The 23,222-nt window shown below is 62.5% G+C and carries 23 protein-coding genes, 1 tRNA gene and 1 pseudogene; 16 read left to right on the top strand and 9 right to left on the bottom strand.

Annotated features, from left to right (window positions below; translation table 11 throughout):
* Nucleotides 1-36 precede the first annotated feature (36 nt).
* The gene (locus tag BWP39_RS04040; protein WP_096717090.1) at nucleotides 37-480 is read right to left on the bottom strand and encodes a DUF2069 domain-containing protein; all 444 of its coding nucleotides are present in this window, start codon (nucleotides 478-480) and stop codon (nucleotides 37-39) included.
* A complete protein-coding gene (gene wrbA, locus BWP39_RS04035; protein WP_096717088.1) occupies nucleotides 477-1,079 on the bottom strand; it encodes an NAD(P)H:quinone oxidoreductase in 603 nt (200 codons plus the stop codon). The genes BWP39_RS04040 and wrbA overlap by 4 nt, the downstream gene beginning before the upstream one ends.
* 133 nt (nucleotides 1,080-1,212) lie before the next feature.
* Between wrbA and BWP39_RS04030 the strand changes: the two genes are divergently transcribed.
* Nucleotides 1,213-2,526, top strand: a complete 1,314-nt coding sequence (locus BWP39_RS04030; protein WP_096718535.1) for a YihY family inner membrane protein — start codon at nucleotides 1,213-1,215, stop codon at nucleotides 2,524-2,526.
* Nucleotides 2,527-2,567: 41 nt separating this feature from the next.
* On the opposite strand, the gene BWP39_RS04025 is transcribed toward BWP39_RS04030, so the two are convergent.
* The 5 genes and pseudogenes from BWP39_RS04025 to BWP39_RS04005 form a co-directional block, all read right to left on the bottom strand.
* Nucleotides 2,568-2,852 carry an addiction module antidote protein gene (locus tag BWP39_RS04025; RefSeq protein WP_096717086.1) on the bottom strand — a complete coding sequence of 95 codons (285 nt, stop codon included), beginning with the start codon at nucleotides 2,850-2,852 and terminating at the stop codon, nucleotides 2,568-2,570.
* A 3-nt stretch (nucleotides 2,853-2,855) separates the two neighbouring features.
* Nucleotides 2,856-3,163: pseudogene (locus tag BWP39_RS04020) on the bottom strand (type II toxin-antitoxin system RelE/ParE family toxin).
* 205 nt (nucleotides 3,164-3,368) lie between these two features.
* Nucleotides 3,369-3,689: an Mpo1-like protein gene (locus tag BWP39_RS04015; protein WP_096718533.1), complete on the bottom strand. Its 321-nt coding sequence runs from the start codon at nucleotides 3,687-3,689 to the stop codon at nucleotides 3,369-3,371.
* Between the two features lie 131 nt (nucleotides 3,690-3,820).
* Nucleotides 3,821-4,651 carry an alpha/beta fold hydrolase gene (locus BWP39_RS04010; protein ID WP_096717084.1) on the bottom strand — a complete coding sequence of 277 codons (831 nt, stop codon included), beginning with the start codon at nucleotides 4,649-4,651 and terminating at the stop codon, nucleotides 3,821-3,823.
* Nucleotides 4,648-5,979 (bottom strand): O-acetylhomoserine aminocarboxypropyltransferase, encoded by a 1,332-nt coding sequence (locus tag BWP39_RS04005; protein WP_096717082.1) that lies wholly within the window; start codon nucleotides 5,977-5,979, stop codon nucleotides 4,648-4,650. Before BWP39_RS04005 ends, BWP39_RS04010 begins: the two co-directional genes overlap by 4 nt.
* A gap of 232 nt (nucleotides 5,980-6,211) precedes the next feature.
* Here BWP39_RS04005 and BWP39_RS04000 point away from each other — a divergent pair, with 232 nt between their 5' ends.
* The 3 genes from BWP39_RS04000 (at nucleotide 6,212) to aroC (ending at nucleotide 10,040) form a co-directional block, all read left to right on the top strand.
* Nucleotides 6,212-6,670 carry a CBS domain-containing protein gene (locus BWP39_RS04000; protein WP_096718531.1) on the top strand — a complete coding sequence of 153 codons (459 nt, stop codon included), beginning with the start codon at nucleotides 6,212-6,214 and terminating at the stop codon, nucleotides 6,668-6,670.
* 215 nt (nucleotides 6,671-6,885) lie between these two features.
* Complete coding sequence (locus BWP39_RS03995) at nucleotides 6,886-8,823, top strand: MFS transporter (protein WP_096717080.1); 1,938 nt, start codon at nucleotides 6,886-6,888, stop codon at nucleotides 8,821-8,823.
* 116 nt (nucleotides 8,824-8,939) lie between these two features.
* Nucleotides 8,940-10,040: a chorismate synthase gene (gene aroC, locus BWP39_RS03990; protein WP_096717078.1), complete on the top strand. Its 1,101-nt coding sequence runs from the start codon at nucleotides 8,940-8,942 to the stop codon at nucleotides 10,038-10,040.
* 78 nt (nucleotides 10,041-10,118) lie between these two features.
* Here aroC and BWP39_RS03985 read toward each other — a convergent pair whose 3' ends face one another.
* Complete coding sequence (locus BWP39_RS03985; protein ID WP_096717077.1) at nucleotides 10,119-11,792, bottom strand: electron transfer flavoprotein-ubiquinone oxidoreductase; 1,674 nt, start codon at nucleotides 11,790-11,792, stop codon at nucleotides 10,119-10,121.
* Nucleotides 11,793-11,980: 188 nt separating this feature from the next.
* On the opposite strand from BWP39_RS03985, the gene BWP39_RS03980 reads away from it, so the two are divergent.
* Nucleotides 11,981-12,760 (top strand): SDR family oxidoreductase, encoded by a 780-nt coding sequence (locus BWP39_RS03980; RefSeq protein ID WP_096717075.1) that lies wholly within the window; start codon nucleotides 11,981-11,983, stop codon nucleotides 12,758-12,760.
* A gap of 63 nt (nucleotides 12,761-12,823) precedes the next feature.
* Entirely contained in the window at nucleotides 12,824-13,255 is a 432-nt protein-coding gene (locus tag BWP39_RS03975) for an acyl-CoA thioesterase (RefSeq protein WP_096717073.1), read from the top strand.
* Between the two features lie 32 nt (nucleotides 13,256-13,287).
* Here the strand turns inward: BWP39_RS03975 and BWP39_RS03970 are convergent, their stop codons facing one another.
* A complete protein-coding gene (locus BWP39_RS03970; RefSeq protein ID WP_096717071.1) occupies nucleotides 13,288-13,833 on the bottom strand; it encodes a LuxR C-terminal-related transcriptional regulator in 546 nt (181 codons plus the stop codon).
* A gap of 234 nt (nucleotides 13,834-14,067) precedes the next feature.
* Here BWP39_RS03970 and BWP39_RS03965 point away from each other — a divergent pair, with 234 nt between their 5' ends.
* The 10 genes from BWP39_RS03965 to rplT all read left to right on the top strand — a co-directional run bounded on the left by BWP39_RS03965 (nucleotide 14,068) and on the right by rplT (nucleotide 23,091).
* A complete protein-coding gene (locus tag BWP39_RS03965) occupies nucleotides 14,068-14,772 on the top strand; it encodes a CoA transferase subunit A (RefSeq protein WP_096717069.1) in 705 nt (234 codons plus the stop codon).
* Nucleotides 14,773-14,774: 2 nt separating this feature from the next.
* Nucleotides 14,775-15,416, top strand: coding sequence for a CoA transferase subunit B (locus tag BWP39_RS03960; RefSeq protein WP_096717067.1), 642 nt, complete (start codon nucleotides 14,775-14,777; stop codon nucleotides 15,414-15,416).
* 286 nt (nucleotides 15,417-15,702) lie between these two features.
* Nucleotides 15,703-16,623: an alpha/beta fold hydrolase gene (locus BWP39_RS03955; RefSeq protein WP_096717065.1), complete on the top strand. Its 921-nt coding sequence runs from the start codon at nucleotides 15,703-15,705 to the stop codon at nucleotides 16,621-16,623.
* 73 nt (nucleotides 16,624-16,696) lie between these two features.
* Nucleotides 16,697-17,050: a RidA family protein gene (locus BWP39_RS03950; protein ID WP_096717064.1), complete on the top strand. Its 354-nt coding sequence runs from the start codon at nucleotides 16,697-16,699 to the stop codon at nucleotides 17,048-17,050.
* A gap of 53 nt (nucleotides 17,051-17,103) precedes the next feature.
* Nucleotides 17,104-19,344 (top strand): RelA/SpoT family protein, encoded by a 2,241-nt coding sequence (locus BWP39_RS03945; RefSeq protein ID WP_096717062.1) that lies wholly within the window; start codon nucleotides 17,104-17,106, stop codon nucleotides 19,342-19,344.
* Between the two features lie 109 nt (nucleotides 19,345-19,453).
* Nucleotides 19,454-19,530, top strand: a tRNA-Val gene (locus tag BWP39_RS03940).
* A 255-nt stretch (nucleotides 19,531-19,785) separates the two neighbouring features.
* A complete protein-coding gene (gene thrS / locus BWP39_RS03930) occupies nucleotides 19,786-21,693 on the top strand; it encodes a threonine--tRNA ligase (RefSeq protein WP_096717060.1) in 1,908 nt (635 codons plus the stop codon).
* 51 nt (nucleotides 21,694-21,744) lie between these two features.
* Nucleotides 21,745-22,266, top strand: coding sequence for a translation initiation factor IF-3 (gene infC / locus BWP39_RS03925; RefSeq protein ID WP_091020146.1), 522 nt, complete (start codon nucleotides 21,745-21,747; stop codon nucleotides 22,264-22,266).
* A gap of 238 nt (nucleotides 22,267-22,504) precedes the next feature.
* Nucleotides 22,505-22,702, top strand: coding sequence for a 50S ribosomal protein L35 (rpmI, locus tag BWP39_RS03920; protein WP_096718529.1), 198 nt, complete (start codon nucleotides 22,505-22,507; stop codon nucleotides 22,700-22,702).
* 29 nt (nucleotides 22,703-22,731) lie between these two features.
* Nucleotides 22,732-23,091, top strand: a complete 360-nt coding sequence (gene rplT, locus BWP39_RS03915; RefSeq protein WP_006052502.1) for a 50S ribosomal protein L20 — start codon at nucleotides 22,732-22,734, stop codon at nucleotides 23,089-23,091.
* Nucleotides 23,092-23,222: the final 131 nt, after the last annotated feature.

The raw sequence follows: 23,222 nt of genomic DNA, 5'->3' as shown, positions 1-23,222 counted from the left end.
GCGCGGATGAACGGGGCAGCGCGTTTTTTCGATTACTTACGAAGCTTGCGCGGTTTTCTTCGCATGCCGGGCCGCGCGCTTGAACGGTGCGACATAGACGAGTGCGCAAACGAAAAACACCAGCGACAAACCTGCTTCGAGCCAGCCGAGGCGCGCACTGAAGCCCGGGTCCGACATGCCGCGCACGATGCCTTCCGCGAAATACAGCAGCACCAGCATCGATGCCCACTGCAGCGTGTACAGCCGGCGACGCCATACGCCTGGCACAGCACATAGCAGCGGCAGCGCTTTCAACACGAGTGCCGAACCGCCGGGCCGCAGCGGCGCGAGCCACCATTCCCATGCGACGCACAACACGATCAGGGCAATCAGGGCAGCGTTCGCGCCGAGCGCGGCAGTCGCGTTTCCAGCGACGGGCTCAGCAGCGACAGCGGGCGATTGACCACCTGTAGAAGCAGCAGGCACGCGCGGCGTACTCATGGCCGCTCGCTCATGACAGCCGCCGTGCGCGCGATGCGGGCACCGAGTGCAACGGCAAGCACCCGTTCGTCGGCGGAGATGCCTTGCTGCGCGGAATCGGCGCGTGCGAAGTGCGACGCACCGTATGGTGTGCCGCCGGTCAGCGTGGTGGTCAGCGTGCTCTCGGTGTACGGAATACCGACGATCAACATGCCGTGGTGCAGGAGCGGCAACATCATCGACAGCAGCGTCGTTTCCTGGCCGCCGTGCAGGCTGCCGGTCGCCGTGAACACGCCGGCCGGCTTGCCGGCGAGCGCGCCGGACAGCCACTGCGGCGTCGTGCCGTCGAGGAAATACTTGAGCGGCGCGGCCATGTTGCCGAAGCGCGTCGGCGAGCCGAGTGCGAGGCCCGCGCATTCTTCGAGGTCGCGCAGTTCGGCGTAGGGCGGGCCTTCGGCGGGAATATCGGGCTGGGTGGCTTCGCAGACCGTGGAGACGGGAGGCACGGTACGCACGCGCGCCTGCATGCCGGCCACGCTGTCGACGCCGTGCGCGATCGCCAGCGCAAGCTCGCGGGTGGCGCCGTAGCGGCTGTAGTAGAGGACGAGAATGTCTTTCATGGGCCTTATCGGTGAGCGGTTATTATAGGGGCTACGTCTGCGGCCACGCCCGGCAACGGGCTACGCGCCTTGCTTACGCGGGCGCATCGAGCAACAGAAAGCCGCAAGAAAGCAGCAAGAGGGAGGGTTGTCGTTGTCCAGAGTGCGTATCGATCTCGACATGCTCAGGCGTTTCGCGCAGTTTGCCGCGCAGCGCAGCAGCGAAGATCGCATTCCCCAGGTGGCGGGTAGTCTGACGTTCACCACCATGCTGTCGCTCGTTCCGCTGGCGACGGTTGCGTTCGCGTTGTTCACCGCGTTCCCGATCTTCGCGTCGTTCCAGGCATCGCTGCAGGGCTTCCTCGCCGATCACCTGATGCCCGCGCAGTTCAACAGCCAGATCTTCCGTTACCTGAACCAGTTCGCGTCGAAGGCGAAGGGCCTTACCACGCTCGGGATGATCATCCTGTTCGTCACATCGGTGATGACGATGATGACGGTCGAGTCGGCGTTCAATGTGATCTGGCGTGTGCGCAAGCCGCGCCCGTTCGCGCAGCGTGTGCTCGTGTACTGGGCAATCCTGACGCTCGGGCCGATCCTGATCGGCGTGAGCCTGTCGATCTCGTCGTATCTGTTCACCCAGTCGATGGCGCTGCACGCCGCGCAGAGCATCACGCCGGTGATCGAATGGGCGCTGACCGGTGCAGCGCTGCCGCTCACTATCCTCGCGTTCACGCTGCTTTACGTTTATCTGCCGAACTGCCGGGTGGAGTGGCGCGATGCGGTCGTCGGAGGTATCTGTGCGGCGATCGCGTTTGAACTCGCGAAGCGCGGCTTCGGCTACTACATTCGCCGCATGCCGACCTATACGGCGGTGTATGGCGCGTTCGCGGTGGTGCCGCTGTTTCTGCTATGGATGTACCTGACGTGGCTGATTACGCTCGGCGGTGCGATGGTGACGTCCGCGTTGCCGGTGATCCGCACGGGGCAGTTCCATCGGCCGCAGTTTGCGGGCAGCGATCTGCTCGATGCGCTCGAACTGCTGGCGCGGCTTTCCGAGGCGCGCGAAGCCGGCAAGAGCGGCTACACCGCGCAGCAGCTTGCACGAATGCTGCGACGTGATCTCGATACCGCGACGCGGTTGCTGCACGAACTGGAGGAACTCGAGTGGGTCGCGCGGCTTGAGGAACACGGCGCACAGCCGCGCTTTCTGATGCTCGCGAACCCCGGACAGGTGACGGTCGAACGGCTCTTTGATCTGTTTGTGATCGACCGGAAGGAAATGGCGTATCAGCTCAATCTGAAGTCGACGCGGCTTGATCGGGACACGATGCTTGGCGCGTTGGAGAACGATAGCTTGAATGTGACGCTGGCTGCGCTGCTATCAGCGCGTGCGGCGGCGAGAGCGGCTCAGGCTGCCGAGGGCGCCGGGCATAGTGCGCCGGAGACGTCGCACCAGGCCGCGTGAAGGTGCGATAGCGGGGCGGCCTGGGGAAGAGAGTTGTGTAGCTAGTGTGCGACCGTGAAGCTCATGCGCAGGCCGAGCGAGCGCAGGATCTTCTGCACGGTTTCATAGCGCGGATGCGCGCCGGGCGTCAGCGCCTTGTGCAGCGCGACGCGACCGACACCGGCTGCCGCTGCAACCTTTGTCATGCCGCGTGCGCGTGCGACGGCCGCAATCGCCGCGAGAAACACGTCAGGATTCGGGTCCTCGGCCGCAACGGCAAGGAATTCGGCGATCGTCTCGTCGTTGTCGAGGTAATCGGCCGCATTGAATTCTGTGAATTGGGTCATGGATTACTCCTTCAGTTCGCGCGCCATTTCCACTGCGCGCTTGATGTCCTTCTTCTGCGTCGACTTGTCGCCACCGCACAGGAGGAGATAGACCATTTCTCCGCGGCGCACGCGCGGCGCACGTAGTACACGCGGTAGCCCGGTCCGAAATCGATCTTCAGTTCGCAGACTCCTTCGTCAAGCACGCGGTACTCGCCGAAGTTGCCAAGTTGCGCGCTGATAAGCCGGGCGTTGATTCGGGCCTTGCCGCGCAGATCGTTTAGATTCGCAAGCCAGTCATTGAATTCGTCGGAGCGCTGCAAAGTAACCATGCCGGATTGTACCCATTTGGGTACAATCCGGCAACAAGAGATGTAATGTTTTTGACAGGTTTTGGGCGGGCAACAGGAACCGGATCGGGTGCATTGCACCTGTTCAAACCCCCACCGTAAATCCTTGATTCTTCATGCGCCGGTATGTCAGTTTTTCGCACATATCCTCGGGCGCGAAAGCTGACGGAAACCGCTGCCGGACGGACTAGAGTGGGATTTTGCTCGTACAGATGTCCTTAAACATCACCCAGTCCCCCATCAAGCTATAAACCGGATGCCGAAACGTCGCCGGCCGGTTCTTCTCGAAGAAGAAATGGCCGACCCACGCGAACCCGTAACCGCAGACCACCGCGGCCGGCAGCCAGAGCCAGTCACCAGTGGCGAGCGCCATCGCGAGGCAGCCGATTACCCCCAGCGACCCAATGAAATGCAGCCGCCTTGAGACAACGTTGCGATGCTCGTTGAGATAGAACGGATAGAACTCCGCGAAGCTCGCGAAGTGCTCGGTGTGAGTAGTTTGGCTCATGATCGCCTCCCTGTACCGTTTCCCTTGCCGGCGCCGTTCGCGGCGCCCGGCTTGATCCATTGTGCTGCGATCGAGCGGTGCGTGCAACCGGGCTGTAGGCCCGGTGTTGCGCGGTAGCAAGGGCATGCGAATCAGCTGGCCGAAAGCGGGCGCGAGGCGAAATCGAAGAGGGCATCGAGCGTCGCGTCTGGTTGCTCGGTCATCAGTGCATGGCCGGCATCGAGCGTGACGGTGTCCACAGTCGCGCCGGCAGCCGCGAACGCATCGGCGAGCGCACGGGCAGCGCGCGGCGGCGTCATCGCATCGCGCTTCCCGACGATGAAACGCACCGGGCAGCGCACCTGCGCAGCACGCGCGAGCCCGTCGGTGTAAGCGTTGCAGGCGGCAAAGTCGGTATGGAACAACTGCGGCTCGCCGGTTGCGGAGACCCGCTCCATCAGGCGTTGATTCATGCCGTGCAGCCAGAAACCTGGCCCCGGGCATGACGGTTTCGCGGCAAACGTCGAGTGCGACCACTGGTTGACCATCTCGATTGCTTCGGGCTCGCGCTCGCGCGCCGCGTCGAGCAGGGTGGCGGACACGGTCATCGGCACGGCGGTCGCGAGCAGGGCGAGATGGGTCGCGCGGGCCGGATAGCGACCGGCGAAATCGAGCGCGATCAGCGACCCCATGCTATGGCCGGCAACGAATGCACGCTGCACACCCACCGCATCGAGCAGTGCGGCGAGCCAGTCGGCCATCTCGGCGACGCTCGACAGTGCTGGTCCAGCGCTACGGTGATGGCCCGGCAGATCGACGGCGAGCACGCTGAATCCGTGATGGGCGAAGTAGCGGGTTTGCAGCGCCCATACGCTGTGGTCGTGCTCAGCGCCGTGAACGAATACTGCGCACGGCAGGGCAGGGTCGAAAGGTTTGCCGCCGGTATAGGCGTAAGCGGGCGTACCGCGGACGTCGACGATCATGCGGACGCCTCCTTGCGGGCAGCGCCGCCCGAGGACGATGCCGGCGCCTTCTGGGCCGCTTTCAGCGCACGTTTCAGGTCATCGATCAGATCGTCGGGATCTTCGAGACCGATCGACAGCCGGATCGTCCCTTCGGCAATCCCGGCTGCCGCGAGCGCTGCCGCGTCCATGCGGAAATGGGTCGTCGATGCGGGATGAATAACGAGTGAGCGAGCATCGCCGACATTCGCGAGATGCGAGAACAGCGACAGCGTTTCGATAAAACGCTTGCCGGCCGCGCGATCGCCGCGCAGGTTGAAGCTGAATACCGCGCCCGCACCGCGCGGCAGCAGGCGCTGTGCGAGCGCGTGGTCCGGATGCGACGCGAGTTCCGGATATGCCACCGATTCAACGGCCGCGTGCGCCACGAGAAACTCGACGATCCGGCGCGTATTGGCGACATGGCGTTCCATGCGCAGCGGCAGCGTTTCGATACCTTGCAGCAACTGCCACGCCGCCTGCGGATGCAGACACGCGCCGAAGTCGCGCAATCCTTCACGGCGCGCCCGCAGCAGGAACGGCGCGACGGTGCTTTCCTCGGCGAACACCATGCCGTGAAAGCCGTCGTACGGTTCAGTGAATTCGGGGAAGCGGCCGGACGCGTCGAAATCGAACGTACCGCCGTCAACCAGCACTCCACCGATCGTTGTCCCATGCCCACCGAGGAACTTGGTCGCCGAGTGATAGATGAAATCCGCGCCGTGCGCGAACGGCTGCAGCAGGTACGGGGTCGTGAAGGTCGAGTCGACCAGCAGCGGCACGCGGTGGTCGTGCGCAATCTGCGCGACGGCCGCGATGTCGAGCACATCGAGCCCCGGATTGCCGAGTGTTTCACCGAACAGCAGACGCGTGTTCGGTCGCAGCGCGGCACGCCAGGCGGCGAGATCGCCTGGTTTGACGAAGGTCGTCTCGATGCCGAAGCGGCGCAGCGTGTAATTGAGCAGGTTGTGCGAACCGCCATACAGCGCGCTTGACGCGACGATATGCGAACCGGCGCCCATCAGCGTGGCGATCGCCAGATGCAGCGCGGCCTGGCCGCTTGCGGTGCCGATCGCGCCCGCGCCGTTTTCGAGCGCGGCGACGCGTTCTTCGAACACGGCGACGGTCGGGTTCGAGATCCGCGAATAGACGTGCCCGGCGCGCTCCATGTTGAACAGCGAGGCGGCATGATCGGTGTCGCGGAACGAAAACGACGTGGTCTGGTAGATTGGCGTGGCACGCGCGCCGGTCGTGGGGTCGGGAGCGGCGCCGGCGTGCAGCGCGAGCGTATCGAAACGGTTGGCGGACATCCTGGCGGGCGCGGCCGCGCACGGCCTGCGCAAAGGGTGAAGGTGGCGGCCATCCTATCATCCCGGGCGGACGCCCCGAAGCGCCTTTTTTCGACCGTTGGGGTGCGTCGGGCGCCCGTCTGTCGGGCCGTGGCGGGCTTTCCAGGCGCTGTCCGCGCGCTTTCCTTTTATGGGCCTTTCCGCTAGCATCGAAAGTCAGTCAGGCGATACCGGCGTCATCAGGAGACAAATCATGCGGGTCAGCGACATTCTCAAAGTCAAGGGCAACACCCTTTTTACGGTTACCCCCGACACATCGTTGCACGACGCAGTCACTGCGATGGCGGAGCACGACATCGGCTCGCTGGTGGTGATGGAATACGGCGACCTGGTGGGCATGCTGACGTTCCGCGAGATCATCCTCACCTTGCGCCGCAATGGCGGCAGCGTCGGTACATCGACGATCCGCAAAGTCATGGACGATCATCCGATCACCTGCACACCTGAAACCGACGTCAACGAAGTGCGCCGCATGATGCTCGAGCATCACGTGCGCTATCTGCCGGTGCTCGAAAGCCGCGCGTTGATGGGCGTGATCTCGTTCTACGACGTTGCGAAGGCGGTGGTCGAAGAGCAGGGTTTCGAGAACCGCATGCTCAAGGCCTATATCCGCGACTGGCCGGAAGAGCAGGAACCGCAGCAGGCGCGCTAGCCAGCGCGTCGCGATGCCGCGGCGGATGTATCGGTGGCATGCAGGCTGTGCCGTCGCCATGCGGTTGAGCCATACCAGGGCGCACGCGAAAGCGGGCGCTCTTTTTGTTCGCGTGCTCGGGGGAGCGGCATGAACCGGTTCCTCCGCGTGTGCCCGCCGCCTCTATCCCCGCACGTGTCCATATCCGTGCGCCCCTTGCCGTTTATCCGACTCCCATGAGCGACCGCCCGCTACCTGCCGACACTCCTGCCGCCCAGAACACACACGCACACGAATCCCAGTTCAGCCTGCTGGGCGAGCGCCGTTTCTCGCCGTTCTTCTGGACGCAGTTCCTCGGCGCGATGAACGACAACGTGTTCAAGATCGGCTTTACGTCGCTTGTTACGTATCAGACCGCGCGCTTTCCCGGTGTCGACGCGAAAACCGCGGCGTTCCTGATTTCCGCGATCTTCATCCTGCCGTTCGTGCTGCTGTCCGCCACCTCGGGCCAGATCGCCGACAAGTACGACAAGGCGACGCTCACGCGCTTCGTGAAGACCTTCGAGATCGGCGTGATGTTGATCGGCGGGGCGGGGTTCTGGTTTCACAACGCGTCGTTGCTGTATCTCGGCACGTTCCTGATGGGCGTGCATTCGACGCTCTTCGGCCCCGTCAAGTATGCGTACCTGCCGCAGCATCTGTCGAAGTCGGAACTGGTCGGCGGCAACGGGCTCATCGAAATGGGTACCTTCGTTGCGATCCTGATCGGCACGATTGCGGGTGGGGCCGCAGCTGGTTTCGTCGAGCATGGCGCGGTGGTGCTTGCGGGCATGTGCGTGGTGATCGCGCTGGCGGGACGCGCGGTGTCGGTGCTGGTGCCGACCACGCCGGCGCTGCAACCCGATCTGCGGATCAACTGGAATCCGGTCAGCGAAACGTGGCGCAACCTGAAGCTGGCGCGCGAGGACCGCACCGTGTTCCTGAGCCTGCTCGGTATTTCGTGGCTGTGGTTCTTCGGCGCGACGTTCCTGTCGTCGTTCTTCCGTTTCGCGAAGGAAGTGCTGTCCGCGAACCCAGATGTCGTCACCGTGTTGCTCGCGACGTTCTCGATCGGCATCGGTAGCGGGTCGCTGATGTGCGAACGGCTATCGAAGCGGCGCATCGAAATCGGCCTCGTACCGCTCGGCTCGATCGGCATGAGTGTGTTCGGTATCGATCTGTTTTTCGCGAGTCATGCATTGCCGGTCGCGCCGCATCTGCTGTCGGTCGGCGAGTTTCTCGCGGTGCCGGCGCACTGGCGCGTGCTGATCGATCTGCTGCTGCTGGCGATGTTCGGCGGCTTTTACAGCGTGCCGTTGTACGCGCTGATCCAGAGCCGCAGCCAGCCGACTCACCGCGCGCGCATCATTGCGGCGAACAATATTCTCAATTCGCTGTTCATGATCGTGTCCGCGTTGATGGCCGTTGGTTTGACGGCGCTCGGCGTGGGCATTCCGGGTATCTTTCTGACCACCGCGCTGCTCAACATCGTGGTCGCGGCGTACATCTATTCGCTGGTGCCGGAGTTTCTGCTGCGCTTTATCGCGTGGATGCTCGTGCACACGTTCTACCGGATTCGCCTCGTGCATGCCGAACGCATCCCGGAGGAAGGAGCGGCGGTGCTGGTGTGCAATCACGTCAGCTACGTCGATGCGATCGTCATCATGGCCGAGAGCCCGCGGCCGATCCGCTTCGTGATGGATCACCGGATCTTCCGCACGCCGTTCGCGGGCTGGGTGTTCCGGCACGGCAAGGCGATTCCGATCGCGCCGGCGCACGAAGATGCCGACATGCTGGCGCGCGCTTACGATAGCTGCGCCGCGGCGCTGGCCGAGGGCGATCTTGTGTGCATTTTCCCCGAGGGCAAGCTGACCAAAACCGGCGATATGAACCCGTTCCGTCACGGTGTGACCGAGATCATTCGCCGCACGCCGGCGCCGGTTGTGCCGATGGCGCTACGCGGGCTGTGGGGCAGCTACTTCTCGCGTGCCGCCGAAGCGCGCGTGCCGCGGCCGCTGAACAAAGGCGTGATGAGTCGCCTGACGCTGGCGGTGGGCGAGCCGCTCAGTGCTGAGGAAGCGACGCCGGAACGGCTGCAGCAGATCGTTAGCGAGTTGCGCGGCGCGCGTAAGTGACGCGTCGGGGCCGCGGCAGGCAAAGCGGCGGCCCGTCGCAGGCTTACGGTCCGTCCCGCGTAGCCAGGAGCGGGCTGGCATAATAACGGTCTCCCGCATTTCTTTGGACTCCGCTCATGTCCGGCAATACTCTCGGTACGCTTTTCACCGTCACGACGTTCGGCGAGTCGCATGGACCGGCTATCGGTTGCGTGATCGACGGTTGCCCGCCGGGCATGACGCTCGCCGAAGACGACATCCAGTTCGAACTCGATCGCCGCAAGCCCGGCACCTCGCGCCACGTGACGCAGCGTCAGGAAGAGGACAAGGTCGAGATCCTGTCTGGCATCTTCGAAGGCCGCACGACCGGTGCGCCGATCGCGCTACTGATCCGCAACACCGACCAGCGCAGCAAGGACTACGGCAACATCGCCGATACCTTCCGTCCCGGCCACGCCGACTACACCTACTGGCAGAAATACGGCATTCGCGATTATCGCGGCGGCGGCCGGTCGTCGGCACGTCTGACCGCGCCGACGGTGGCCGCCGGTGCGGTCGCGAAGAAGTGGCTGCGCGAGCATTTCGGCGCCGAAATTCGTGCGTACATGGCGGCGCTCGGCGAGATCGACGTGCCGTTTATCGATTGGGCGCACGTGCGCGAGAACCCGTTCTTCGCGCCGAATCAGGACATTGTGCCGCAGCTTGAGGCGTATATGGATGCGTTGCGCCACGACGGCGATTCGATCGGTGCGCGCATCAACGTCGTTGCGTCGGGTATTCCAGTCGGTTTCGGCGAGCCGTTGTTCGACCGTCTCGACGCGGACATCGCGCACGCGATGATGGGTATCAATGCGGTGAAGGGTGTCGAGATCGGCGCCGGTTTCGCGAGCATTGCGCAGCGCGGCTCGGTGCATGGCGATGAGCTGACGCCGGAGGGGTTCGTCGGTAATCACGCGGGCGGGGTGCTCGGCGGTATTTCGACGGGGCAGGACATCACGGTGTCGATTGCGATCAAGCCGACTTCGAGCATCCGTACGCCGCGTCGTTCAATCGATCGCAGCGGGCAACCGGTGGTCGTCGAAACGTTCGGGCGCCACGATCCGTGTGTCGGTATTCGTGCAACGCCGATTGCCGAAGCGATGCTCGCACTGGTGCTGATTGATCATGCGTTGCGCTATCGCGCGCAATGCGGCGACGTGACGGTCGACACACCGAAGATCGCGGCAAGTGCACCGTAACTTAAGCGGTACGCAGCAACGAAAAAAAGCACCGCGCGCGGTGCTTTTTTCATCTCCGGAACGGTGTGCGCCGTAGCGTCACATGTTCGGATAATTCGGACCGCCACCACCTTCCGGCGTCACCCACACGATGTTCTGCGTCGGATCCTTGATGTCGCAGGTCTTGCAGTGCACGCAGTTCTGCGCATTGATCACGAGCCGCTCGCTACCATCGTCGTTCTTGACGAACTCATACACAGCGGCCGGGCAGTAACGACCTTCCGGCCCGGCGTAAGTGCGGTAGTTGACGTTGACCGGCACCGACGGATCCTTCAGCGTCAAATGCGCGGGCTGGTTTTCCTCGTGGTTGGTGTTCGAGATGAACACCGAAGAAAGCCGATCGAACGTCAGTTTGCCGTCCGGCTTCGGATATTCAATCTGCTTGCACTGCGACGCCGGCTTCAGCATCTCGTGATCCCAATGCTGGTGATGCAGCGTCCAGGGCACGTTGCCGCTGAATACCTTCTGCTCGATACCGACCATCAGCGTGCCGAGGTACAGGCCCTTGCTCATCCACTGCTTGAAATTGCGCGCGCGATGCAGTTCGGTGTAAAGCCAGGAGGTCTTGAAGGTGTCGGGAAACGCGGCCAGTTCGTCGGACTTGCGGCCAGCCTGCACCGCGTCGAACGCGGCGTCGGCGGCGAGCATGCCGGTCTTGATCGCTGCGTGGCTGCCCTTGATCCGCGCGACGTTGAGAAAGCCCGCGTCGTCGCCGACCAGGGCGCCGCCCGGAAACACCAGCTTCGGCAGCGACTGCAACCCGCCCGCCGTGATCGCCCGTGCGCCATACGACACACGTTTGCCGCCTTCGAGAAACGCGCGGATCGCCGGATGCGTCTTGTAGCGCTGGAATTCCTCGAACGGCGACAGGTACGGGTTCGTATAGCCGAGACCGACGATGAAGCCGACCATCACCTGGTTGTTGTCGATGTGATAGAGGAACGAGCCGCCGTACGTATCGCTATCGAGCGGCCAGCCGGCCGAGTGGATCACGAGACCGGGCTTGTGCTTCGCCGGATCGATTTCCCACAGCTCCTTGATGCCGATGCCATACACCTGCGGATCGACGCCGTTGCGCAACTTGTAGCGGTCGGAGAGCTGACGGCCCAGATGTCCGCGCGCGCCTTCGCAGAACAGCGTGTACTTCGCGTGCAGTTCCATGCCGAGCTGGAAGTTCTCGGTCGGCTCGCCGTCCTTGCCGACGCCCATGTTGCCGGTCGCGACGCCCTTGACCGAGCCGTCGTCGTTATAGAGGATTTCCGCGGCCGGAAAGCCCGGAAAAATCTCGACGCCGAGCGCTTCGGCCTGCTGGCCCAGCCAGCGCGTGACGTTGGCAAGACTGACGACGTAGTTGCCGTGGTTCTTGAAGTTGTCCGGGAGCATCCAGTTCGGCACGGCCTTCGCACCGGTTTCCGACAGGAACAGGAAGCGGTCTTCGCTCACCTCGACGGTGAGCGGCGCGCCTTTTTCCTTCCAGTCGGGGATCAGTTCGGTGATGGCTCGCGGGTCCATGACGGCCCCGGAGAGAATGTGGGCTCCAACCTCCGAGCCCTTTTCGAGCACGCAAACCCCGATCTCGACGCCTTTCTCCTGCGCCCGCTGCTTGAGCCGGATCGCCGCGGACAGACCTGCCGGGCCACCGCCGACGATCACCACGTCGTATTCCATTGACTCGCGCGGGCCATATTGCTCAATGAGACTTGTGGGGGTCATTGAAGCTCCTCTTACCGTTAGAATGCTTTTTTCGGGTTCGTATTGTCAGCGAACGATACCTGCGCTGCAACCGGATGAACAGAGATTAGCACGATCGTTCTATTTATGTGGTACGGTGACGACGCGCGCGATCGAGGTCATCCGCGGTATCGCCGCGCCTGCAACCCTCATCAAAACAAGGAAAGACAATGGGCCGTTCGATCAATCTGGAAGGCAAGGTCGCGCTGATTACCGGCGCGTCGAGCGGACTCGGCAAGCGCTTTGCGCAAGTGCTGTCGCAGGCCGGCGCGAAAGTCGTGCTGGCCAGCCGTCGTACCGAACGCCTGAAGGAACTGCGCGCCGAGATCGAGGCTTCCGGCGGCGCGGCGCACGTCGTCTCGCTCGATGTCACCGATTATCAAAGCATCAAGTCGGCAGTGGCGCACGCCGAGACCGAAGCAGGCACGATCGATATCCTCGTCAACAACTCCGGCGTTTCGACTACGCAGAAGCTGTCGGAAGTCACACCCGCCGATTTCGAGTACGTGTTCGATACCAACACGCGCGGCGCTTTCTTCGTCGCCCAGGAAGTCGCGAAGCGGATGATCATGCGCGCCAATAACGGCGGCCAGAAGCCCGCTTACCGGATCATCAACATTGCGTCGGTGGCGGGCCTGCGGGTGTTGCCGCAAATCGGCCTGTACTCGATGAGCAAGGCCGCGGTCGTCCATATGACGAAAGCGATGGCGCAGGAATGGGGCCGCCACGGTATCAACGTGAATGCGATCTGCCCCGGCTACATCGATACGGAAATCAATCACCATCACTGGTCGACCGAGCAGGGGCAGAAGCTGGTGTCGCTGCTGCCGCGGCACCGTGTCGGCAAGCCGGAAGATCTGGACGGCCTGCTGCTGTTGCTCGCCGCCGACGAATCGCAGTTCATCAACGGTTCGATCATTGCCGCCGACGACGGCTTCGGCCTTGCGTGACAGTCGAATTGTTGGCACGGCGCGCGCTGCGCCGTGCCGGTTTTAACGAGCAGAAGAAGTACGATGAGCGAATACCACGCAGTCTTCGAGATGTCGATGCAGATCCGCTGGGGCGATATGGACGCGTTCGGCCATGTCAACAACACGGTCTATTTCCGCTATATGGAGCAGGTGCGGATTTCCTGGTTCGAGCAGCTCGGCATCGCCAGCGGCGACGGCCAGGGGCAGGGGCCGGTGCTCGTCAATGCATCGATGGAGTTTCTCAAACAACTGCATTACCCCGGCGATGTGATCGGCCGGATGACGGTCGGTAAACCCGGGCGCAGCAGCTTCGATACCGGTTTCGAACTGTTCCGTGCCGACGATCCGCAGACGCTTTATGCACGCGGCGCCGCCCGCTGCGTGTGGATCGACTACGCGGCCGGCAAGTCGACGCCGCTGCCGGACCTGCTGCGCGGGACGATCGAGAACGCGCCGCTCGTCAAACTCGGCTGAATTCAGCAACGCGCCACCTGCCGCGCGCCAATTCAATGCCCGAGCAGCCGTTGTAGCAGTTCGGTCGCATTGCCCGTATCGTATTTGCGCATCAATTTAGCGCGATACACGTCGACCGTGCGCGAGCTGATATCGAGCGCGCGACCAATCTGTTTGCTCGTCTTTCCCGTCACCAGTTGCGCGGCGATCTCGCGCTCGCGCGGCGTCAGTTCGACGGCGACGCGCCGGGTTGCGCTCAGGTCCTCGAAAGTCCAGACGCCCGCCGCATGCGGATCGCCGCGATCAAGCGAACGGCCGGTTACGTGACACCAGAACAGCTCGCCGTTCGTGCGTTTCATGATGCGGTCGTCGGCGTAGCTGCCCTGGGCGGTCATGATCGGCGGAATGCGCGCGCCGATCCGCTCGAATTCATCGGACGACGGGTACAGCACCTGAAACGATTGCCCGAGCAGCGACTCGCGCGTACGACCGAAGATCGCCGCGAGCTGGTCGTTGCAGTCTTCGATGATCCGCTCGCGCGACAGCACGAGTCCGATCGGCGCGAGGTGGAAGGCGGTCTGATAATCGAGGGCGGGCATCGGCGGTGGTGGCGAACACTTATGTATTTTTGCGTATTGTGCCGTATCGCTGCCGCAGCGTACCCTTTCGAACAAATCACAAGGCCGCGCAGCACGGGTGAGCAGGCTGGACGCAGGTTGCGCGATCCAGCGACGATGCCCACCGCGGACGACTAGAATGACGTGACGGGCCGCGATAGCGGTGCAGCGCATCGATCCGGTTTTCGGGTTTCATATCGAGGAAGGGACAAACTGATGAACAAGGTCTATCCAGGCGCGGCTGCCGCGCTCGAAGACATCGTCAAGGACGGGCAGACGTTCGCCGTCGGTGGCTTTGGACTGTGCGGTATTCCGGAGGCGCTGATCGCGGCATTGCGCGACACCGGCGTGAAAGGCATCACGTGTATCAGCAACAATGCGGGCGTCGACGGCTTCGGCCTCGGCCAGTTGCTCGAGACGCGCCAGGTCAAGAAGATGATCTCGTCGTATGTCGGCGAGAACAAGGAGTTCGAGCGCCAGTATCTGGCCGGCGAACTCGAACTTGAATTCACGCCGCAAGGCACGCTCGCCGAGAAGCTGCGCGCGGGCGGCTCGGGCATCCCGGCGTTCTTCACCAACACGGGCTTCGGTACGCTGATTGCCGAAGGCAAGGAAACCCGCGATTTCGACGGCAGGCAATACGTACTCGAACGTTCGCTGACCGCTGACGTCGCACTCGTCAAGGCATGGAAAGCCGACAAGTCGGGCAACCTGATCTATCGCCGCACCGCGCGCAACTTCAACCCGATGTGCGCGATGGCCGGCAAGATCACGGTCGCGGAAGTCGAAGAGATCGTCGAGGTCGGCGAGCTCGATCCGGACGCGATCCATACGCCGGGCATCTTCGTGCAGCGCATCGTGCTGAATGCGCATCCGGAGAAACGCATCGAACAACGCATCGTCCGCGCGAAAGGAGCGTGATCATGGCATGGACTCGTGACGAAATGGCCGCGCGCGCGGCGCAAGAACTGCAGGACGGTTTCTACGTGAACCTCGGTATCGGCCTGCCGACGCTGGTGGCGAACCACGTGCCGGCTGGCGTCGAAGTGTGGCTGCAATCGGAGAACGGCCTGCTCGGTATCGGCCCGTCGCCGACCGAAGATGAAGTCGACGCAGACCTGATCAACGCCGGCAAGCAGACGGTGACGACGCTGCCGGGTTCGTCGATTTTTTCATCGGCGGATTCGTTTGCGATGATTCGCGGTGGCCACATCAATCTCGCGATCCTCGGTGCGATGCAAATCAGCAAGACCGGCGATCTCGCGAACTGGATGATTCCGGGCAAGATGATCAAGGGCATGGGCGGTGCGATGGATCTGGTGGCCGGTGTGAAGCGCGTCGTGGTGCTGATGGAGCATGTCGCGAAGGGTGACCAGCACAAGATTCTCGAAGCATGCACGTTGCCGCTGACGGGTGTTGGCGTCGTCAATCAGATCATCACGGACCTTGGTGTGATCGATGTGACCGCGGACGGTCTGAAGCTGGTCGAACTGGCGCCCGGCGTCAGCGTTGACGAGATCAAGGCGAAGACTGGCGCGCCGCTCGATGTGAGCGCGGTGAACTGATCGAAGCGATATAGGCGGTTGCTGCGCAGGCGGCAGTCGCGGTATTGATCACCCGAAGCGGGCGAAACGCAGGTTTCGCCCGCTTTGTTTTTGGTGTCTGCGAGATCGGCGAACGCGTGGCCGATGGCGGCGCGTTCGCGGGTCCCCTATGACAAAGCGGTTTACAATTGCCCACATTCCGCAGCTTTCGGGCTGTGCCGCCGGGCCGGCCACCTGCGTTGTCCGGTAGCGCTGAAGCCCACGCCACCGACGGATTCTCCGCCCGTGTCTTCGTAAGGACCCCCTGATGACCGCCACGTCCGCCGTTCCCGCCGCATCCGTCGATTCCCCTGCGCCACGTCAGCGTTTCGTCCAGTGCTCGAGCGCAAGCGGGCTGCATCGCGTTGCCTACACCGAATGGGGCGATCCGGCCAATCCGCGCGTGCTGCTTTGCGTTCACGGGCTTACGCGCTCAGGTCGCGACTTCGATCGCGTGGCGCGGGCGCTGTCGGGTGTGTACCGGGTGGTGTGCCCCGACGTCGTGGGCCGCGGGTTGTCGTCGTGGCTCGTCAATCCGGCCGGTTACGTGGTGCCCCAATACGTTGCGGACATGGTCACGCTGATCGCGCGTCTCGATGTCGAAACGGTCGACTGGTTTGGCACGTCGATGGGCGGGCTGATCGGCATGGGACTGGCCGGTCTGCCTGGCTCACCGATCCGCAAGCTGCTGCTCAACGATGTCGGTCCGCGTCTGGACCCTGCGGCCGTTGCGCGCATCGGCGATTACCTGGGCAAGCCGGCGCGCTTCGAGACGCTGCAGCAGGGCATCGATCATGCAGCGTCGCTTGCGAAAACGTTCGGCCCGCTGACGCCCGACGAATGGCGCGAGATCAATACGCCGTTGCTGCACGAGCGCGATGGCGCATGGCAGTTCCGCTACGATCCGCGCATCGCCGAGCCGTTCGCCGCGCTAACCGCGGAGCAGACCGCGCTCGGTGAAGCGACGCTGTGGCATGCACTCGGTACCGCACCGGGACCGGTGCTGGCCGTGCGCGGGGCGCAGTCGGATCTGTTGTCGCGTGAAACGCTGGCGCAGATGGTGGAGCGCGGGCGCGCGGTGTCGAGCGTCGAGATCGAAGGCGTGGGACATGCGCCAGCATTTTTGTCCGCGGACCAGATCGACATCGCGCGACGTTTCTTCATCGGCGCGGACGCCGACGCGTCATAATATGCGGTTGCGCGGCGCGCCATTCGTGGCAATGCGCAGTGCATCCGTTCACCCTTAACCGTCAGGATATTTCATGGCAGTCATTCGTCACCACGTCGGCAAGCGCCTTTCCGAAATCGCCGTGTACAACGGCACGGTCTATCTCGCTGGCCAGATCGCCGAAGACACCGACCAGGACATCGCCGGTCAGACGCGCGAAGTGCTCGGGCACATCGATCGTCTGCTGGGCGAAGTGAACAGCGACAAGTCGCATCTGCTGTCCGTGCAGATCTACATCGCGGACATGGCCCACTTCGCCGGCATGAACGCGGTGTGGGACGAGTGGGTCGCGCAAGGCGCGACGCCGCCGCGCGCGACGGTCGAAGCAAGCCTCGCAAACCCGAAGTGCCTCGTCGAAGTGGTCGTCGTGGCTGCGCAGCGTAGCTAGCTGAATCCGTTGTCGAATACCCGGGTTCGCCGGAGCCGGCGGACCGCTGCATCATGAATACCGATACCGTTACGACTGTGCCTCAACCTGTGCCGTCCTTCGACGACGCGCTGGCGTTCGTCCGCGAACATGCGGGCGACGTGCGCCTGTCGTCCGGCGAACTGCTCGCGGAACACGCGATCGGCACGGCGTCGATCATGCGCACGCTCAACGTCGATCCCCCCGCCGTGCTCGCGGCGGCGCTGTTCGGGCTGACGCCGCATCTGCAGGACCCGGAGCAGCTCATCGCGGAGAAGTTCGGCGAAGAGGTGGTGCAGCTCGTCGGTAATGTGCGCAAGCTGTTGCGCCTCGGTACGGTCAGCCTGCGGGCCGCGCAGAACGCATTTCCTGAAGCAGGACGCGACGCGGAAGCGGCACGCCGCGCGCAGATCGAGGCGCTGCGCAAGATGCTGCTCGCGTTCGCCCAGGACATCCGCGTCGTGTTGATCCGTCTCGCATCGCGGTTGCAGTCGTTGCGCTACTACGCCGCGGCGAAGGTCACACCGTCGCCCGACGTCGCACGCGAGACGCTCGACATCTACGCGCCGCTCGCCAACCGGCTCGGTATCTGGCAACTGAAGTGGGAACTCGAGGACCTCGCGTTTCGCTTCGAGGAACCCGACACATACAAGCGCATTGCGAAGCTACTCGACGAGAAGCGCGTCGAGCGCGAGAGCTATGTCGACGAAGCGATCACGCGGTTGCAGCACGAGCTGGCCGAGGCGCATATCCGCGCGGAAGTAAGCGGCCGGCCGAAGCATATCTACAGCATCTGGCGCAAGATGCACGGCAAGGCGCTCGATTTCGCCGAGCTCTACGACGTGCGCGCGTTTCGCGTGATCGTGCCGGACATCAAGGATTGCTACACCGTGCTCGGCATCGTGCACAACCTGTGGCAACCGGTGCCGAGAGAGTTCGATGACTACATCTCGCGACCAAAGCCGAACGGCTACAAGTCGCTGCATACGGTCGTGATCGGCGATGACGGCCGGGCGTTCGAAGTGCAGATCCGCACACAGGAAATGCATAGCTTCGCGGAGTACGGCGTGGCTGCGCACTGGCGCTACAAGGAAGCCGGCACGCGCGGCTACGACGGCCAGTTCAGTGCGGATGAGAAGTACGACGAGAAGATCGCATGGCTGCGCCAGTTGCTCGCGTGGAAGGACGATGTGTCCGAGGGCGACGACAAGGAGCAAGTCAGTCAGCCGTGGGAGCATCTGCGCCAGGCGACGGTCGATGACGATCACATCTACGTGATGACGCCGCAGGCACGCGTGATTCCGCTGCCGCAGGGCTCGACGCCGGTGGACTTCGCGTATCACCTGCATAGCGAACTGGGACACCGGTGCCGTGGCGCGCGCGTCGACGGTGCGATGGTGCCGCTCAACACGTCGCTGCAGAACGGGCAGACCGTCGAGATCGTTGCGGTGAAAGAGGGCGGTCCGTCACGCGACTGGCTCAATCCGCAGCTTGGCTACATGCATAGTCCGCGGGCGCGGCAGAAAGTGCGCGCGTGGTTCAACGCGGTCGATGCGCAGGAAAACATCGCGACCGGTCGCGCGATGGTCGAAAAGACCTTGCAGCGCGAGGGCAAGACTTCGGTCAATCTCGATCAGCTCGCGGCGAAGCTCGGCTTCAAGGACACCGACGATCTGTTCTCGGTGGTTGGCAAGGAAGAGTTCAGCTTGCGGCTCGTCGAGCAGGCGCTGCACGATGCGCCGCCAGCCGAACCGGAGATCGAAGCACCCGAGCAGTTCGAGAAGCGCAGCAGCGGCGCGAGCGTTGCGCACGGGGCATCGACGGGTGTGCTGGTGGTCGGTGTTGATGCGTTGCTGACACAGCTCGCGCGTTGCTGCCGCCCGGCGCCGCCGGACGAGATCAGCGGTTTCGTCACGCGCGGCAAGGGCATGTCGATTCACCGGCGCGATTGCCCGACGTTCCTGCGGATGGTCGATCGCGCGCCCGAACGTGTGCTGCAAACCACATGGTCCGCCGACGTACTGAGCGGCCGCGGCCAGTCCGTGTACCCGGTCGATCTGGCGATCGAGGCAAGCGACCGGCAAGGACTGCTGCGCGATATCTCCGAAGTATTTGCACGCGAAAAGATGAACGTGATTGGCGTGAAGACACAGAGCCGGCGCAACGCGGCCTACATGCAATTCACCGTCGAGGTATCGAGTGCCGCGCAGGTCCAGCGCGCGTGCACGTTGCTCGGCGAAGTGGCTGGCGTCGTGCGCGCGTCGCGTAAGGCGTGACGCCGCAGACGTAAGAACACGCAGTTTCCCGTCGTGAGCAATTCCTGTGATGTGGTCGCATAAAAGTACTTGCCAAGATTTGCTAGGCTTCTTATAATTTCGCTTCTTTAGGCTCGTAGCTCAGCTGGTTAGAGCACCACCTTGACATGGTGGGGGTCGTTGGTTCGAGTCCAATCGAGCCTACCAACGAAAATTGAAACTCCGGTTCGCCGGAGTTTTTGAATAATGAAGCAGCATGCGCTTCGGCGCATCAAGGCGAATACGGTTATGACACCGCGAACGTTGACCGGAACTACTTCGGAACGACGCTAGTCGAGGACCTCTTTCGCCCTTGCTGTTTGCTGAATGTGAAATGCGGCCCCTCGAAAGCGGGGCCGCATTTTTTTCGTCTTTATCGGGTTATCGTATGTGCCGCCGCCGGTCGGCATCACGGAGAGCGAAATGGTTTCGATACGTCTGCCTGACGGTTCTGTTCGACAGTACGAGCATCCGGTTACGGTCGCCGAAGTAGCGGCATCGATCGGTCCGGGTCTTGCGAAAGCCGCGCTTGGCGGCAAGATCGATGGCGAGCTGGTGGATACGTCCGCGTTGATCGATCGCGATGCGTCGCTGGCCATCGTTACGGATAAAGATAAAGACGGCCTCGATATCATCCGCCACTCCACGGCGCACTTGCTTGCGTATGCGGTGAAGGATCTGTATCCGGAAGCACAGGTCACGATCGGCCCGGTGATCGATAACGGCTTCTACTACGACTTCGCGTACAGCCGTCCCTTCACGCCCGACGATCTCGAGAAGATCGAAAAGCGCATGCAGGAACTCGCGAAGAAAGACGAGCCGGTGTCGCGCCGCGTAGTGTCGCGCGACGAAGCCGTCGATTACTTCAAGAGCATCGGCGAGAAGTACAAGGCCGAGATCATCGAATCGATTCCCGCTACCGACGAAATCAAGCTCTATTCGCACGGCGGTTTCACCGATCTGTGCCGCGGCCCGCACGTGCCGTCTACGGGCAAGCTGAAGGTGTTCAAGCTGATGCGGGTGGCAGGCGCGTACTGGCGCGGCGATGCGAAGAACGAACAGCTGCAGCGTATCTACGGCACGGCGTGGGTGAAGAAGGAAGATCAGGACGCGTACCTGCACATGCTCGAAGAGGCCGAGAAGCGCGATCACCGCAAGCTCGGCAAGCAACTCGACCTGTTCCACATGCAGGAAGAGTCGCCGGGCATGGTGTTCTGGCATCCGCGCGGCTGGACGCTGTGGCAGCAGGTCGAGCAGTACATGCGCCGACGTGTGAACGATGCGGGCTATCTCGAGATCAAGACGCCGATGATCATGGACCGCTCGCTGTGGGAAGCGTCTGGTCACTGGCAGAACTATCGCGAGAACATGTTCACGACGGAATCGGAAAAGCGCGACTACGCGATCAAGCCGATGAACTGTCCGGGGCACGTGCAGGTGTTCAACCATGGGCTGCGTTCGTATCGTGACCTGCCGCTGCGTTATGCCGAGTTCGGCTCATGCCACCGGAACGAGGCATCGGGCGCGTTGCACGGCCTGATGCGCGTGCGCGGTTTCGTGCAGGACGACGCACACATTTTCTGTACCGAAGACCAGTTCATCAGCGAGTCGATCGCGTTCAACACGCTCGCGATGAGTGTGTACAAGGACTTCGGCTTCGACCAGGTCGAGATCAAGCTGTCGCTGCGTCCCGATGCGCGCGCCGGTACCGACGAAACCTGGGATCGTGCCGAGCAGGGCCTGCGCGAGGCGCTGACGGCCTGCGGCGTGACGTGGGAGGAGCTGCCCGGAGAGGGCGCGTTCTATGGTCCGAAGGTCGAATATCACATCAAGGATGCGCTCGGCCGCTCGTGGCAATGCGGCACGTTGCAGCTCGACATGGTGCTGCCGGAGCGCCTCGGCGCCGAATACGTGGCCGAGGACAACAGCCGGCGCCGGCCGATCATGCTGCACCGGGCAATCGTCGGATCGATGGAGCGTTTTCTCGGCATTCTGATCGAGCACCATGCTGGTGCAATGCCGCCCTGGCTGGCCCCGACGCAGGCTGTGGTGATGAATATCGCCGAAAGTCAGGCCGAATATGCCCGTGCTCTTGCCCAAACGTTGCAAAAACAAGGGGTTAGAGTAGAGGTCGATTTGCGTAACGAGAAGATTAGCTATAAAATACGCGAGCACACGCTGGAAAAGGTGCCGTATCTCCTTGTGGTCGGCGATAAAGAGCGTGATGCACAAACGGTAGCCGTGCGTGCCCGTGGTGGCGTCGATCTGGGTGTAATGCCGGTCGAAGCCTTTACTGAACGCCTGCGCGAGGACGTGCAGTCGTTCCGGTAAACCCACTTCGGCAGCGCGGCTCGTTTTTTTAATTTTTAGAGGAAACGTAACATCGCTACGGATAAGCCGCATCGCATCAACGGCGAAATAACCGCACCTGAAGTGCGTCTCGTCGGAGTCGAAAACGAACCGCTGGGCATCGTGAAACTCGCCGATGCTTTCCGACTCTCGGAGCAGCAGGACGTTGATCTGGTCGAAATTGCTCCGCAGGCGGTACCGCCTGTTTGCCGATTGATGGACTACGGCAAATTCAAGTACCAGGAAGCGAAGAAGCAACACGAGGCCAAGCTCAAGCAGAAGGTCATCCAGGTCAAGGAAGTGAAGTTCCGGCCCGGTACCGATGACGGAGACTACAACGTCAAGCTTCGTAATCTCGTGCGCTTTCTCGAAGACGGCGACAAGACGAAAATCACGTTGCGTTTCCGCGGCCGCGAAATGGCTCACCAGGAAATCGGTATGCGCATGCTGGAGCGTCTGCGCACCGACCTCGACGAAGTTGGTCAGGTCGAGCAGATGCCCAAGATGGAAGGGCGCCAGATGATCATGGTGCTCTCGCCGAAGAAGAAGAAATAAGCTGCAGCGGGTGCATCGTGTGATGTGCCCGGCGATGGCAAAAAGATTGGGCTTCCCGTCAGGCGACGGGAAGCGGCAGGTTTCGAAGCGGTGTCCGTTTCACAGGCACTGCTTCTGAAAAAGCGGCGACCGGCAGGATAGGTTTGCTGCATACCAAGTGGAGTGGGTTTCGAAGGGCGGTAAAGGGCGTTTGCGCCAACCGCACACCCATATCCATCAAATAATGGAGTTGTTCGTCATGCCTAAGATGAAAACCAAGAAGAGTGCTGCAAAGCGCTTCGTGGTGCGCCCGGGCGGTACCGTCAAGCGCGGTCAAGCCTTCAAGCGCCACATTCTTACCAAGAAGACCACCAAGAACAAGCGTCACCTGCGTGGTTCCACGGCCGTTCATGAGACCAACATGAGCGCTGTGCGCGCAATGTTGCCGTTCGCCTAACCCTTAACTAAAACTCACAGGAGTTCATTATGCCTAGAGTCAAACGTGGGGTTACCGCACGGGCCCGCCACAAGAAGATCATCAAGCTGGCCAAGGGTTACCGCGGCCGTCGCAATAACGTCTATCGCATCGCCAAGCAGGCGGTCATGCGCGCAGGCCAGTACGCCTACCGCGATCGCCGCAACAAGAAGCGTGTGTTCCGCGCATTGTGGATCACGCGTATCAACGCGGCGGTGCGTCAGCACGACATGACGTACAGCGTGTTCATCAACGGCCTGAAGAAGGCTTCGATCGAACTCGACCGCAAGGTGCTGGCCGACATGGCTGTGTTCGACAAGGCCGCTTTTGCTGCGATCGTTCAGCAGGTGAAAGCCGCCGTTGCAGCCTGATTGCGCTAGTTAGCACATCGTACTGCGTGGTTCGTTGCAGCGAAGATCCGGTGGTTTCGGTGACGCTGCAACAAAAACGGGGCTCCTCACCGAGCCCCTTTTTTGTTGGTCGAGCCACTTTCGTTTCGATA

Source organism: Paraburkholderia acidicola, from assembly GCF_002362315.1.
GTDB lineage: Bacteria > Pseudomonadota > Gammaproteobacteria > Burkholderiales > Burkholderiaceae > Paraburkholderia > Paraburkholderia acidicola.
Note: the sequence above shows the minus strand (reverse complement) of the source record. Positions and strands in the feature narration are given on the sequence as shown.